Origin of the sequence: Bifidobacterium sp. AGR2158, assembly GCF_000424225.1 — a bacterium.
Taxonomy (GTDB): domain Bacteria; phylum Actinomycetota; class Actinomycetes; order Actinomycetales; family Bifidobacteriaceae; genus Bifidobacterium; species Bifidobacterium anseris.
On the sequence record NZ_AUJM01000012.1, the window covers coordinates 468,268 to 483,257 of the forward strand.

At 60.5% G+C, this 14,990-nt stretch carries 13 protein-coding genes; 11 read left to right on the forward strand and 2 right to left on the reverse strand.

What is annotated here, in order from left to right; genetic code table 11:
* Positions 1 to 131 precede the first annotated feature (131 nt).
* The 11 genes from G606_RS0104660 to ilvA all read left to right on the forward strand — a co-directional run bounded on the left by G606_RS0104660 (position 132) and on the right by ilvA (position 11,620).
* Positions 132 to 1,427, forward strand: a complete 1,296-nt coding sequence (locus G606_RS0104660) for an ABC transporter substrate-binding protein (RefSeq protein WP_026644972.1) — start codon at positions 132 to 134, stop codon at positions 1,425 to 1,427.
* 25 nt (positions 1,428 to 1,452) lie between these two features.
* Positions 1,453 to 2,454 (forward strand): carbohydrate ABC transporter permease, encoded by a 1,002-nt coding sequence (locus G606_RS0104665; protein WP_026644973.1) that lies wholly within the window; start codon positions 1,453 to 1,455, stop codon positions 2,452 to 2,454.
* Between the two features lie 5 nt (positions 2,455 to 2,459).
* Positions 2,460 to 3,329: a carbohydrate ABC transporter permease gene (locus tag G606_RS0104670; protein ID WP_026644974.1), complete on the forward strand. Its 870-nt coding sequence runs from the start codon at positions 2,460 to 2,462 to the stop codon at positions 3,327 to 3,329.
* 234 nt (positions 3,330 to 3,563) lie between these two features.
* Positions 3,564 to 5,372 (forward strand): Sip1-related alpha-galactosidase, encoded by a 1,809-nt coding sequence (locus tag G606_RS09950; RefSeq protein WP_081664022.1) that lies wholly within the window; start codon positions 3,564 to 3,566, stop codon positions 5,370 to 5,372.
* A 538-nt stretch (positions 5,373 to 5,910) separates the two neighbouring features.
* Entirely contained in the window at positions 5,911 to 7,731 is a 1,821-nt protein-coding gene (locus G606_RS0104680) for a glycoside hydrolase family 13 protein (protein WP_026644975.1), read from the forward strand.
* Between the two features lie 415 nt (positions 7,732 to 8,146).
* Positions 8,147 to 8,725, forward strand: coding sequence for a hypothetical protein (locus G606_RS0104685; RefSeq protein ID WP_026644976.1), 579 nt, complete (start codon positions 8,147 to 8,149; stop codon positions 8,723 to 8,725).
* 75 nt (positions 8,726 to 8,800) lie between these two features.
* Complete coding sequence (gene crcB, locus G606_RS0104690) at positions 8,801 to 9,181, forward strand: fluoride efflux transporter CrcB (protein WP_034523614.1); 381 nt, start codon at positions 8,801 to 8,803, stop codon at positions 9,179 to 9,181.
* Between the two features lie 12 nt (positions 9,182 to 9,193).
* Positions 9,194 to 9,574, forward strand: a complete 381-nt coding sequence (gene crcB / locus G606_RS0104695; protein WP_026644978.1) for a fluoride efflux transporter CrcB — start codon at positions 9,194 to 9,196, stop codon at positions 9,572 to 9,574.
* 98 nt (positions 9,575 to 9,672) lie between these two features.
* Positions 9,673 to 9,867 carry a hypothetical protein gene (locus tag G606_RS11175; protein ID WP_133120904.1) on the forward strand — a complete coding sequence of 65 codons (195 nt, stop codon included), beginning with the start codon at positions 9,673 to 9,675 and terminating at the stop codon, positions 9,865 to 9,867.
* A 63-nt stretch (positions 9,868 to 9,930) separates the two neighbouring features.
* Positions 9,931 to 10,227 (forward strand): hypothetical protein, encoded by a 297-nt coding sequence (locus tag G606_RS0104705; protein WP_026644979.1) that lies wholly within the window; start codon positions 9,931 to 9,933, stop codon positions 10,225 to 10,227.
* 127 nt (positions 10,228 to 10,354) lie between these two features.
* A complete protein-coding gene (gene ilvA, locus G606_RS0104710; RefSeq protein ID WP_026644980.1) occupies positions 10,355 to 11,620 on the forward strand; it encodes a threonine ammonia-lyase in 1,266 nt (421 codons plus the stop codon).
* 210 nt (positions 11,621 to 11,830) lie between these two features.
* On the opposite strand, the gene G606_RS0104715 is transcribed toward ilvA, so the two are convergent.
* Together G606_RS0104715 and G606_RS09955 are read right to left on the reverse strand one after the other, a co-directional pair.
* Positions 11,831 to 12,595 (reverse strand): SIR2 family NAD-dependent protein deacylase, encoded by a 765-nt coding sequence (locus G606_RS0104715; RefSeq protein ID WP_026644981.1) that lies wholly within the window; start codon positions 12,593 to 12,595, stop codon positions 11,831 to 11,833.
* A gap of 199 nt (positions 12,596 to 12,794) precedes the next feature.
* Complete coding sequence (locus G606_RS09955; protein WP_051198537.1) at positions 12,795 to 14,348, reverse strand: DHA2 family efflux MFS transporter permease subunit; 1,554 nt, start codon at positions 14,346 to 14,348, stop codon at positions 12,795 to 12,797.
* Positions 14,349 to 14,990 lie beyond the last annotated feature (642 nt).

Consider the following 14,990-nt stretch of genomic DNA (forward strand, 5'->3'; position numbering starts at 1 on the left):
TGCGCCGTTCTCGGACGCGCGGGACGGTGGGAATGAAATCCGCGGATTCATACACTGCATGATATCGGCGGATGTGATGGAGCGGACGCCGATTGAGGAACAGGAACACTGGAACGGACGAGGGAGTCACGATGACATTCGCAACGAGCAGCGGACCGTCGACGCTTCGGCGGCTATGGAAAGGAATCGGCGCCGCGGTATGCGCGCTCGCCGTCGGACTGGGGACGGCCGGCTGCGGCGCGTCCGGCGCCGACGGACGCGTCACGCTCGATTTCTTCCAGTTCAAGGCTGAGGCCGCGGACTGGTTCAAGCAGGCGGCCGAGGAATTCGAGCGGGATAATCCGGACATCCGCATCAACATCAACAATTCCGCGAACGCGCAGACCGACCTGCGCACGCGCTTCGTCAAGGACCGCGTCCCGGATGTCATCACCTTCAACGGCGACTACAGTTTCGGCACCTTCGCGGCGAGCGGCGTCTTCCATGATTTCACCGATGATCCGATCGTCGACGAACTCAACGAGGGCATGGTGGACATCGCGAAGAACCTCGTGCAGACGTCCGACCCGGCCAAGAAGAAGCTGTACGGATTGCCGTTCGCCGGCAATGCGTCTGGGTACATCTACAACAAGGAACTGTTCCGCAAGGTCGGGCTCGACCCACAGAACCCGCCGAAGACATGGGATGAGTTCACGGCGATGCTGCAGACGTTCCGCGATGCCGGCATCGACCCGGTGCAGGCGACGCTCGCAGACGCATGGACGACGCAGGCGCCTCTCGCGTCGCTCGCTGGAACGCTCGTGCCGGAAAGCGAGTACACGAAACTCAAGGACGGCACCACCACGTTCAGGCAGATCTGGACCGAGCCAGTGCAGAAGGAAATCGATCTGTTCTCGTACGCGGACGGTGAGAAAGGCGTCACCTACCAGCAGGGCACGCAGAACTTCGCGAAGGGAGCGGCGGCCATCATCCCGCTCGGCACATACGCGATTCCGCAGATCACGATGATCAACAAGGACATCGATCTCGGCTTCGCGCAGATGCCGGCCACGAATGACGCGGACGAGCAGATTCTCACGGCCGGTGACGACGTCATTCTCACGATGGGTGCGGATACCAAACACCCCAAGGAGGCGATGCGGTTCATCCGGTTCCTGATGAGCAAGCAGCAGCTGGAGAACTACGCGGACGCGCAGTCGGCAATCACGCCGCTCAAGGAGACTTATTTCGGCAACCCTGCGCTCGAGACGGTGCGCCCGTTCTTCGAAAGCAATCGTGTGGCCGATTTCTGCGACCACTACATCCCGTCGTCGATCAACATCGGCGGCTATCTGCAGTCCGCGATTCTGAGCGGCAACGTTAATCAGTTCGTCGATTCGATGCAGAACGAGTGGGACAAAGTGCAGGCCCGCGACTTCCGCGAATGAGATTGCAAGGAAAGGAAGGTCAGAAATGACTTCGTTGACCAATGCCGGTCAGCAGGCGCGCGCGATGGAGGACGTGCTTGCGAACGACATCGACACCCACCACTCCCGCAAGCCGGCGAACCAGCCGCCGAATCGGCAAAAGAACAAGAAACGGTCCGCGTTCTCCGATCGTAAGGTGGATCGCGCCTATTACTGGATGGCCGTGCCGGCGGCGGTGATCTTCGCCGTGTTCCTGTACGTGCCGTTCATCCAGGGCGTGCTGTATTCGTTCACCAACTCGCAGGGATACGGAGATTACGACTGGATCGGATTGAGGAACTATGCGGCGCTGTTCCATGACGAGCGCGTCGGACACGCCTATCTGTTCACATTCCTGATCGCCATCGCCATCACCGTGCTCATCAACGTGATCGCATTGTTCCTTTCGGTCGCGCTCAACGGCAAGATCGCTTGGAAGAACGGCTTCCGTGCGATCTACTTCATCCCGTACACATTGGCGGTGCTTGTCATCGGCTACGTGTTCAAGTACATCTTCATGCAGCCGCTGCCCGCGCTCGGCAAGGCGCTCGGCATCGGATGGCTGAGCGAATCGCTGCTCACAAGCGAGCGGTACGCGTGGATTCCGATCGTCTTCCTCGCCGTGTGGCAGGGCGTCGCCTATTCGGTGCTCATCTACCTCGCCGGTCTGCAGACGGTGGACAGCCAGGTCTATGAGGCCGCCGCAATCGACGGCGTGAACGCATGGCAGAAGTTCTGGAAGATCACGTTCCCGCTGATCGGACCGTTCTTCACGATCAATCTCGTGCTCACGATGAAGAACGCGCTCGGCACCTTCGATCAGGTCGTCGCGCTGACCGACGGCGGCCCGAACTCGAAGACGGAGACGGTCACTTACCTCATTTGGAAGGGCGGCCTGACCGGCGGCGAATACGCGTATCAGACCGCGAACGCCGTGCTGTTCTTCATCGTCCTCGCGATCATCGCGTTCATTCAGCTCAAGTTCTTCGGCAGCAAGGAAAAGGTGTGATCATCATGACGTCCGCAACTACACGAACCACAGTTCATCATGCGCAGTCGCAGAAGTTCCGCAAGGATCGCCGCATCAACTGGTGGCTGACCGCGGTCGTCGCCGTGTTCAGCCTGACGATCCTCGTGCCGTTGTATTTCACGGTCGTCACCGCGCTGAAGACGCCGGCGGAAGCGGGCACATTCAGTCTGCCGACGAGCTGGCAGTGGGGGAACTTCGCCGCCGCGTCGGCAAGGGTCGACTATCCGCGCGCCGCGCTCAACTCGGCGATCATCACCGTGCTCGCCGTCTCGCTCACGCTCGTGACGAACACCTTCGTGGCATACGCGATCGCGCGCAACATGGACAAGCGATTCCTCCGCTTCCTCTACTACTTCTTCATCGCCGCGATGTTCGTGCCATTCCCGGTCGTCATGCTGCCGCTCGCCAAGCAGATGGGCTCGTGGCATCTCGATAACCAGGCCGGCCTGATCATTCTCTACGTGATTCTGGGTCTGGGCACGAACCTGTTCATTGCGACGGGCTTCATCCGTTCGATTCCGATTTCGCTCGAGGAGGCCGCCCGCATCGACGGCGCGGGCACGTGGCGCATCTTCTGGAAGATCATCTTCCCGTTGATGGGACCGATCAACGCGACGATTGCGATTATGACGGCGCTGTGGGCGTGGAACGACTTCCTGCTGCCGCTCATCATCCTCACCGACCAGAGCAATCAGACGATTCCGCTCGCACAGTACGTGTTCAGTTCGCAGTTCGCGACGAACTATCCGCAGGCCTTCGCGAGTTATCTGATGGCGATGGCGCCGGTGCTCGTCGTCTATGTTTTCGCCCAGAAGTGGGTGATCGGTGGCGTCATGCGCGGCGCCGTGAAGTGACGGCGCGCGGGTGCGCGCGGGTGTGCGATGCGCGATGCTTGGCCGCATATATCGATTGTTTCTGCGAGCAATCGATATATGCGGCCGTCGCGTTGGTGGATAGGGTGCAGGAGCGATTGCGATGGGTGTCTTTGATCGGGATTGTGCGCATATGTGCGCGCGACTTGTGGACTATGACAAGCTTGGCTACTATGCGGCAACGTCGACGTCATCGGCGCACGAAGGAGAAGGCATATGACGACAGGCCAGGCGAGACGACTGCCGGAGGTCACGTTGGTGACCGCGTACACCGAATGTGGACCTGGGGGAGAGTGCGTTGCGCGGGCGCTGCCGCTCGAATCGGTCGACATGCGCGCTGACGGCGACGTCGTCGAGATCGCCGTCAGCGCACAACTGCCCGTCGGCAATCCGATTCTCGAACATCCGACGTTTCGCGCGTCGCGCGCGCTCACGCTGACATGCGCGCTGCCGACGCCGCAATCGCCGATGCTGTGCCTGTATCAGCACAAGGAATGGTGGATGCGTCCGACATGGGTGAACGATTGCGCCGACGTGCCGCCGCGCACGCAGATGCTGCTGTGGCGTTCCGCGAATCAGGCGGATCGGCAGTGGCATCTGCTGTTCGCGGTGAGCAATCGGGCATGCCGTGCCGATATCCGCGGCATCGAAGGGTGCGCGGACGGCGTGGCGATCGACGTGTCGACGAATCAGGTGGGGCGTACGACTGTGGAGGGCCTGGCGCTGCTGTATGCGTATGGCGACGACCCGTACGCGCTCGTCGAGCAATGCGTGCGGCATGCGGCGCAGGTCAACGGCATCGCCGCCCACCGCGATATGCTGCGCAAACCACGCCTTCCCGAGCAGTTCCGCGGTCTCGGCTGGTGCACGTGGGATTCGCTCGGCCAGCAGGTGAGCGAGTCGGCGATCATCGAGAAAATGCGGGAATTCCAAGCAAAACGGGTGCCCGTGTCGTGGGTGCTCATCGACGATGGCTGGTCGCAGACCGAGGCCAACAAACTCACTGGTTTCACCGCGGACAGCGAGCGGTTCCCGCACGGTCTTGCGCACACGGTGGAGTTGCTCAAGCATGACTTCCATGTGCAGTACGTCGGCGTCTGGCAGGCATTCCAAGGGTACTGGGAGGGCGTTGACTCGAATTCTGCAATCGCTCGCGATTTTGCCGAGACGCTCGAGCGTTTGCCGAACGGCATGCTGATTCCGCACCCGGACCGCGGCGTCGCGTTCTGGCGTGCCTGGGACACCGAGCTGCACAACGCCGGCGTCGATTTCGTCAAGGTTGACTCTCAGAGCACGATGACGCCGCTCACTCGTGGGGTCGAGTCGTTCGACAGATTAGGCGCGCGCTATGAAGCGCTTGAGATTGCGGTCAGTGAGTCGTTCGCCGACAACGTTCCGCTCATCAACTGCATGGGCATGGCACCGGAGAACATTTGGAATCGCCCGCGTTCGGTGCTCACGCGCACGAGTGACGACTTCTTCCCGCGCACCCCGGAGTCGCTCGCCGAGCACGTCATTGAGAACGCTTACTGCTCGCTGATGGTGGGCGCCCTCTACCGCTGCGATTGGGACATGTTCTGGACTCGTCACCCGCATGCGCGCACGCATGCACTGCTACGGTGGATCAGCGGCGGTCCGATTTACTGTTCCGACGCGCTCGATGAAACCGATTTCGAGGTGCTTCGTCCGTTCTTTGATGAGCGCGGCGAGCTCACTCATCCAGATGGAGTCGGCGTGCCGGAACTGGAGAGCTTGCTCTGTGACCCGGTGCACGGCAATGTGCCGCTCGGCATCCGCAATACGTTCCGCGGCCAGTATGTGGTGCTGTACATTGGTTTGAACGAAGACTGCCCGCAGACCGTCCACATTCGTGCCTCTGGGTGTCCGATTGGCCTGTTCGATTCGCGGACCGGCGATTGCAAGCGTCTGGAATCCGGTGAAGAGCGCACGATTACGCTTGATTATGGCGACTGCGTGTTGGTGGCATACTGCTGCTCTGAGCTTTCTGACTCCTTCTGTCTCTAGTGGCTGTGTTTCTTTTGCCCACGGTGTGTAAGGTGCGTTGCTGCTTGATCCATGTGTCGCATATCTCGATTGTTTTCTTGAGTAATCGAGATATGCGGCCGTCGCGTTGGCGGATGGGGCATATGAACGACGGGGTGGGTGATTTTGGTCGGGATTGGGGTATGTGTGTGCGTGTCTGCTTGGATATGTGCGTATGTGTGGCGATGTGGGCTTGTGTGCGGAGTGCAGTTCAGCATCACTCGATTGTTCATGTGAACATTCGAGTGATGCGCGCAACCATGACGACGTTGCGGGCGCTGCTGTCATCAGATCAGCGCGTTGCAGCTGGTGCACGGGTGCTGTCTGTGTCGCGTCATAGCGCGATATGGTGCGCTTCTGCCGCCGCTTGCACATGAATACTTTCCCACACGCCAATGGCGCACATTGAATGGGAAACTAATTCGCCGTCGCCTACTATGGTCACATTCCGAAACCGTTGCGTTGGCTGATTTCCATATACCAACCGTAGCGCAACAGCCAAGCCGAAGGAGCCGCATCTATGACCACACTCAACCGTTCCACACTGCCGGACACCGTGCGCACGAACGGAGCCACGCCGAACCCGTGGTGGGCGAACGCCGTCGTCTACCAGATCTATCCGCGCAGCTTCCAGGATTCCAACGGCGACGGCATCGGCGATCTCAAAGGCATCACGAGCCGCCTTGACTACATCGCCGACCTTGGTGTCGACGTCATCTGGCTCAGCCCCGTCTACCAGTCTCCGCAGGACGACAACGGCTACGACATCTCCGACTATCAGGCGATCGACCCGATCTTCGGCACGATGGAAGACATGGACGAACTGCTCGAGCAGGCGCATGCGCGCGGCATCAAGGTCATCATGGATCTCGTCGTCAACCACACCTCCGACGAGCACGCATGGTTCCAGGAATCACGCGACCCGAACTCGGACAAGGCGGACTGGTACTGGTGGCGTCCGGCGCGCGAAGGCAAGACGCCCGGCGAACCGGGAGCCGAACCCAATCAGTGGGGTTCGTACTTCGGCGGCTCCGCATGGCAGTACGACGAGCAGCGCGGCGAGTACTTCCTGCACCAGTATTCGAAGAAGCAGCCGGACCTCAACTGGGAGAATCCGGCCGTGCGCAAAGCCGTGTACGACATGATGAACTGGTGGATGGATCGCGGTATCGACGGCTTCCGCATGGATGTCATCACGCAGATCTCGAAGGTCGTCGATGGCGAAGGACACCTGCCTGGCGAACCTGGCAGCGCAATCGACGATTATCCGGCAGGCGAAGAAGGATACTCGTCGCCGTATCCGTTCAGCTCGGACGGTCCGCGTATCGACGAATTCCTCAAGGAGATGCGTCGCGAAGTCTTCGAAAAGCGCGGCGGCTACATGAACGTCGGCGAAGCGCCGGGTGTGGACGCCGTGCGCAACGAATACATCACCGACCCGGCGAACAAGGAACTCGATATGCTGTTCCTCTTCGATCACGTTGGCATCGATCAGGGCGACTCGAAGTGGGATATCGTCAAGTTCGACGTGCGTCATCTGCGCGAACAGCTCAAGGCGCAGCAGGAAGCCGTGCACGATCGCGGATGGGCGAGCCTGTTCACCTGCAACCACGACCAGCCGCGTGTCGTTACCCGCTGGGGAGACGACACGAGCGAGGAGATGCGCGCGCGTTCCGCAAAGGCCTTCGGCATGCTCATCCATTTGCACCGTGGTACCCCGTACATCTATCAGGGTGAGGAACTCGGCATGACCGGCGCGCATTTCACGAAGCTCGACCAGTACCGCGACCTCGAATCGATCAACGCCTACCGTCAGCGTGTGGAGACTGCGAAAGTGCAGTCCGCGGAATCGATGATGGAGGCGCTCGCGCTCTTCGGCCGTGACAACGCGCGCACGCCGATGCAGTGGGATGGCTCCAAATACGCGGGATTCACCGCCGCTGGTGCCGCTACGGAACCGTGGATTTCAGTGAACCCGAACCACGTCGAAATCAACGCGGCCGCGCAGTTCGACGATCCGGATTCCGTATACGCGTTCTACAAGAAACTCGTCAACCTGCGCCATAACAGTGCGCTCGTCGCCGCCGGCGCATGGGAACTCGTCGACGACGATGACGAGAAGGTCTACGCGTTCACGCGCACACTGGGCGACGACCGCATGCTCGTCGTGCTCAACCTGAGCGGCAAGCACGCCGAACTGCCAAAGTCAGTGGCTGAACTGGTCGGCGACGGCGTGCGCGAAGACCAGATCGTGTTGAGCACGATCGACGCGATCCACAGCGCGAAGGCGCTCGCGAATGGTGAGCTGGCCGCTTGGGAGGGCGTCGTCGTGCAGTTGTGACGCCGTGCGAGCGCGCGTTGCTTCTCGTGAAGCATTGCGGGCGGTCAGTCAGTAGACTGGCCGCCCGTTTTCTATTGTTGACGATTGCGAATAATTGATGGCGTGCGGCTGTGCGCGACCGCGAACGGTGGTCTGCGTGCGCTCCAAACCGGCTCGCTGAATTCTTACATTGATGTAAGAATCAATTCTTTCATGTAAGATTTCATTGTAAGCATGTAAGAATTCTCGGCCATGTGATCGGTGGTGTGAGGCGTGCACGTCGCGCACCGCGCGCCGCACACATCAGTTGAATCAGCGGATGGGGCCGCTGGGAAGCATCGCAATGATTGATGCGGTGATATATTCCTGGAGTATTCCAGGGTGACATTGAGTTCTTTCTGATTCTGTGATTCTTGCAATGCAATGAAATCGCCAAATGAAAAAAAGAGGAAGCGTGACGGATACGTATTCGACGGGAATCGAGTATCGGGATGATGGCTTTCTAGCGACTGTCGTCAATACGAGAATTCAGCAGTCCGTTCTTACGATTGGGTCGCCCGGTGTGTCTGCTGATGCATGGGCGTGTGCTGATGATGGTCAGGATCCGTTGGCGCCTATCCGAGCATTACTCCGCATGCTGAATGCTGACGATTCGTTTTCTTGTATTCCGGCTTCACTGATTATTGATGACGTGAAAGGATGTTATCTGCATCTTGCACAGTCTCACTGTTCCGAGACGCGCGATGCAAGAGCGGTGGCGGGTGCGTTGGCTCGCGCCGTTGAATCTTTGACGGGAACCGCCATCGCCAGTGTCATCGTGATGGTCGTGTGCCCGAGCAAGGTGCGCCTTGAGGATATAGATACAATCCTCGAGGGCCCGCAGAGCGTCATGACGGAGAGCGCAACCTTCGATTTTGGCGTCACGCGCGATTTCCTCGCCACCGAACCCGCTGCATACATGATTGTGGGAAGTGAGAGCCAGCCGTCCACCGCGCCGGGCCCCACATCACTATGATGGAACGCGGTCAACTGACCACAGCGCAACAACAGCGCGCCACAGCGCATACAACGAGAGGAGCGCATCACGACCATGATCTGGTGGAATCTCACCGCGGTGGCAGTCGGCGGTTTCGCTGGTGGCTGTCTACGCTCGTTGTGCTCAAGTTGGCTCAATCGCTCCGACTACGCCATCCCCTTTGGCACGCTCCTCGTCAATCTGGCGGGCTCGTTCATCGTCGGCATCATGCTCGCCGTCACTGCCGTGGGCACGCTCGGCGCCCCATGGAAAGCGCTCGTCGTCACCGGCTTCTGCGGTGGTCTGACCACGTTCTCCACGTTCACGTCCGAAGTCGTCGCACTGTTCAACACGGACCGCACATTGCGCGCATGGCTGTACTGGCTCGGCAGCGTGGTACTCGGCGTGTGCTGCGTGGCGCTTGGTTTTCTTGCCGCCCAACTGTTCGCGAAATAGAAGGAGTGGGTTATGAAACTGCTTGCTGTGGGACTCGGATGTGCACTCGGTGCGGTCTGTCGCTATCTTCTGGAAACCGGCCTGAACGGTTGGCTTGCCGACCCGCTTTCCATTCTCATCATCAACTGCTGCGGCTGTTTCCTCATGGGACTCTTCACTGCGATCATTGAGAACAGGCAGCCATCGAAATCACTCTCCAAATTCCTGACGACCGGATTCTGCGGTGGCCTGACCACGTTCTCCACGTTCTCGGCGGACACGTTCACGCTCATGCAGACTAATCTTTGGGCTGCGCTGCTCATTGTGCTGGGGAACCTCGCGATCGGCATGCTGCTGTACTTGCTTGGTCGGCGACTCATCGGCCGCCGCAAGCACGATGCCGACGTCGTCTGAATCAAGCATGGACCGTGGCGGCAGCCCCGGGCTGTCGCGCGTCAGTATGATGGAAATGATGAAATGTGGTCAGGTCAACACGGTGCCATGAGTCAATCGTGCATCAGACGCTCGTCGAGCGGTTCGCTCCCGGAATGATTACCTACACCTACTGTGATAACTGGGACCGCCATTCCGCGGAAGCGCGAGCAGAGCGCGGCGCCATGGTGAATCCGTACATTACATCGGCCGACCGCGGCACCGCGACGCGCGACCACAGCGCAAACAACGAGGAGAACGCATCACGCCCGTGATTTGGCAGGCTCGTTCATCATCGGCGGCACGCTCGTCGGAGTCACGGTATTCCACTGCTGATAGTGCAGCTGCGCGCGCTGGCGAACAAGGCGGCAAAGAGGGCTTTGGAAAAAGCAGGCGAGGCTGGCCTTGAGAATGCCATGTTCCGAGGTGTGTTTGAGCAGATTGGTAAGCGACTGACGCAGCAGGCGGTCAAGAAGGCCGTTCCGGTCGTCTCGGCAGCCATCGGCGCGTTCTTCGACACCGCGCAGATGAATAAAGTGCTTGACTACACGGATGTCTTCTATCAGAAGCGTTTCATTCTCGAAAAGGGAATGCGGCAGAACTTCGTGTGCGAAGCTGATGGCAGTATCGAATGAGGGAGTCAATCTCTGAGTATGCGCTCTGGGTATTGAGAAGGCGCGCGCCTGCCTCCATCTCACGCACATGGCCACTACGCGGACGCCCCCGCGGCACTTCGCGAACCGCAACTTACAATATCCGTTTATGGAACAAAAAGATGTATTGCAGGCGATGCGCCATGACCATGCCGCGCAGCTCAAGCTGGCGGCCGAACGACTCGACGGAACCGCGAAGCACACGCAGCTCATTGCGTCCCCGGTGCTGTCCGAGATGACCGGTCATACGATTCTGCTCAAGCCGGAGAACCTGCAGGTCACCGGTTCGTTCAAGATCCGCGGTGCCTACAACAAGATTGCATCTTTGACCGATGACGAACTCGAGCGCGGCATCGTGACTGCGTCCGCCGGCAACCACGCGCAGGGTGTCGCGTATGCGGCGCGTGAACGCGGCGCGAAGGCGACGATTCTGATGCCGCAGATCACGCCGCCGCTCAAGGTGGACGCGACGAAGGCGTACGGCGCGGACGTTGTGCTGCACGGCGACGTCTTCGACGAGGCCGCCGCTTACGCCATCGAACTGAGCCAGAGCGAAGGCATGACCTACGTGCCGCCCTTCGACGATTACGAGGTCCTGTGCGGCCAGGGCACGATTGCGATGGAGATCCTCGAGGACTGCCCAGACGTCACCGACATCGTCGTGCCGCTCGGCGGCGGCGGTCTGGGGGCGGGCGTCGCGCTCGCCGTCAAGACCTTCCGTCCCGACGTGCGCGTCATCGGCGCGATCCCCGAAGGTTCGCCCGCGTGGCGCAAGTCACTCGACGCAGGCCGCGTCGTCGCCGCCGACAAGGTTGTCACGTCGGCCGAAGGCGTCGCCGTGCGCCGTCCCGGTGACCTGACCTTCGCGCTGCTCAACGAGTTCCTCGACGATCTCATCGAAGTCTCCGAACGCGATATCAACGAGATGATTCTGCTCATGCTCGAAAAGCACAAGATGGTCGTCGAAGCGGCCGGCGCCGTTTCGCTTGCCGCGCTCGAACATCTCAATCTGCGCTCGCGCAAGTTCGCCGAGGCCGAAGGCGAGCACGTCGTCGTCCCGATCATGTCCGGCGGCAACATCGACACCGTCACGATCGGCGCCGTCATTCAGAAGGGCATGATCGCGCGCGGCCGCATCATGAACTTCGAAGTCGAACTGCCGGATACGCCGGGGCAGCTCGTCAAGGTCGCGACGATTCTCGCGAAGGCGCGCGCGAACGTCATCGCTCTCGACCACGATCAGTTCAAGGCGAACGGCCACTACACGAACTCGGTCGCGCTCGGCGTCACCGTGGAGACGAACGGCCCAGAGCATATCGAACAGGTGCTGCAGATGATGCGCGACGCCGGCTACACGCCGAAGCGCATCTACTGAGCGCTTCTACTGAGCACGCGCGGCACAGCGACATCATGCGCCGAATGTTCCACACGATGTTCCACGTGCAACACTACGCTGTTCGCTGATGCGGCCGCCGCAGCCAGTGAACGTCGACCTCGAACATCGCACAAGCAAAAAACATCGTCGTCCCGGCGCGCAACGCGGCCGTCGGGGCAACGATGTTTTTTGTTTACTGATTGCGCAATCTCACTGATTCCCTGCGTTCTCCGCGATCGTCTCCTTGACGAGCTTCGGCAGCGCCGTCGCGATGTCGTCGTGGATGAGGCGGTCGGCGAGTGAATCGTACTGCGTGCTGCCCATGTTCATGATCGTGATCGGCGTGCCCGCCTGCGCGGCCGCCGGCACGATGCTCGCGGCCGGGAACACTTCGAGCGTCGAACCGACGACCCACAGTTCGTCCGCCTGCTGCGCGGCGCGGATCGACCGTTCCATCGCGCCTTCCGGCAGCATTTCGCCGAAGTAGACGACGTCCGTCTTGAGCAGTCCGTTGCACGGCATGTTGCCGCGGTACGGCATCTTGCGATGGCAGTGCGGATCCGGCTCTTCGTCGAGCCGTGCCATGATTTCCTCGGTGTCGTATTGCGCATGGCAGCTGAGGCAGTGCGATGTGCCGATCGTGCCGTGCAGATTGACGATTTTGTCCGGGCTGTTGCCGGCCTTCTCATGCAGCGCGTCGAAGTTCTGCGTGGCGATGAGGCTGAGCAGTCCCGCCTTTTCAAGATCGACGAGCGCGTAATGCGCCGCGCCGGGTTTCGCGTTCCACACCGGCGATTCCTTCTGCCACCGCCATGAGTATTCGCGCGCCTCCTTGTCGCTAAGGAAGGCGTCGATGTCGTACACCTGCATCTGGTCGGGGTGTTTCGTCCATACGCCATCGGGGCCGCGGAAATCGGGGATTCCCGCTGATGTAGAGATGCCCGCTCCGGTGAACACCATGATTTTCTTCGCCATGTCGCGCTCCTGTTCTGTCGCTATTGACGCTGCTGTGATTTGTCGTTGCGTTGATTGTTTCCTTGTCTACAGGCTTACCATGAACGCCGCTGCCGCGTGCGACATGTGCCCATCCAGCCGCCAACGAAAAAACGGGCGGAGTCGCGGAACATCGCGCACAATGTTCCGCGACTGCGCCCGTTTCGCGTCGAGCGAGCCGTCAGGAGGCGACTTCGAGTTGCTCGGCCGTCTCGAACATGTCGATATCGGCGTTGCTGATGTCGTCGTCGGCAATCGTTGTGTTGCTGATTTCGCCATTGTCGATTGCGGCGGCGTCCTTTGTCGTCTGCGCGGCGATCGCGGTTTTCCGACGATTCTTGATGAACACAATCGCGACGATGAACAACGCGAGCGTGCACAGCGCGCCGAAGGCGCTCGACATGTTGAAGCCAGCCATGCCGCGGCTTCCCATGATGCCGGCGAACACGGCGGTGCTCACAGCGCCCATCATCTGGGCGAGCGCGTTGAACAGCGACGTGCCGTCCGCCGTCATCGATTCGTCGAGTCCGCTGATCGACCAGGTGAGCAGCGGCATCAGCACAAGGGAGATGCCGATTGTGCGCACGGCGTTGACGCCGGCGAACACGGCGAGCGACGTCGTCGACTGCACGAACGCGAGCGCAATCATCGACGCGAGCGTGAGCGCGGAACCGACGATCGCGATGCGTCGCGCGCCGGTACGGTCGAACAGCTTGCCGGCGACCGGATTCATGATGATGCTGCAGATCGATCCGGGCAGCAGCGTGAGGCCGGAGACGGTCGCCGCGAAGCCCATGCCGTCCTGCACGGCGAGCGGAATCGTCGTCATCGGTCCGATCATCACGAGGTACAGCAGGCACGCGGCAATGACGCCGACGCGGAAGCGGTAGCTTTGGAAGACGCGCACGTTGAGGAACGGCGTGTCGAGACGCAGCTGACGGCGCACGAAGAGCACAGCGCCGATGATGCCGACGACGAGCGCGGCGCATCCGATGCGGTCGATGCCGCCGGTGAGCGTGCCGATGCCATAGGTGACGCCGCCGAATGCGATCGCCGTGAGCAGGAACGACGGCATGTCGAGACGGATGCGGCTCGTCGGCAGCACGTTCGCGAAGACGACCGCGGCGAAGATGAGCGACAGCAGCATGACGACGCCGACGAGCGCAAAGATCGAACGCCATCCGGTAGTGTCGGCGAGGACGCCGCCGACCGTCGGCGCGACGATTGGCGCAGCGCTCAGCGCGAGGCCGTACCATCCCATGATCGTGCCGCGTTGTTCGATCGGGAAGATTGCGAACAGCACGATCTGGCCGACCGTCGTGATCGCGCCGCCGCCGATGGCCTGCAGCGCGCGGCCGAGCAGCAGCGTCTGGATGTTCGGCGCGCACATGCACAGCGCGGTGCCGAATAGGAAGACGCCGATGACGCCCACGTACAGCGGCTTCGTCGGAACGCGTTTCGCGAGGAATGCGGTCATCGGAATCATGATGGCCATGACGAGCGCGTAGATGCTCGTGATCCATTGGCCGGTGCTCACTTCGATGCCGAATTCGCTGATGATCGGCGGCAGCGCCGTGCTTAGCGCCGTCGACAGCAGCGACGACGCGATGCAGCACAGGATGATGTTGACGAGCATGAGCATGCGTCGACGTGGCGTCACCGTGACGACGGATGCGTTGAGAGTGGCCTGATCGTCGCGCGTGGACTGGCAGGCCGGGGATTTCGAGGTGGACATGCATCTCTTTTCGTACAGGCATCGCGAATCTGCGGCCTGACTACAGTGCGATGCACCGGAAATATGTATCGATCGTTATCCTGTCTCGCCGAGGGTAACGGTGGGGCGTCCGTCTGCATGATACGCGGCGGACACGCGCCGACAAAACATGATAATAAGCGCGCAGTGCGCTGTGGTGATGCGCGATGATTTCGTCACAGAATCTGCACGTTCGACGAACTTGCCTGGCTGATCGACGATCGATAGACACGTCGACTGTATCGCGACACGCCGGTGGTGGGTGTTTTTTGGTGGGTTGTTGTGGTTGTTGTTATGGGTTGTGGTGGTGTTGGTTGGGTGGTTTTGGGTGGTTTGCGACACGCCGGTGGTTGTGTGTGTTTGCAGGGGTTTTGGGGGTGTTGTGGTGGGGGTGGGTTTGTGTTTTGGTTTGGGGTGGTGTAAGTTATTCATCTTGCTGCCGGTTGGTGAGCTTCTGGACTGGGTCCGGAGGGTCGTTGGCTGTGTGTGGTGGTTTGAGAACTCAATAGTGTGTACTGTACTACTTCATCATGCGACTGACTTCGTGTTGGTTGTGTGGTGGTCTTTGATTGCCAGTCCGATGCCCGCCCGTGTGGTACCCGAGGGGGTTTGATGGGTGTCGGG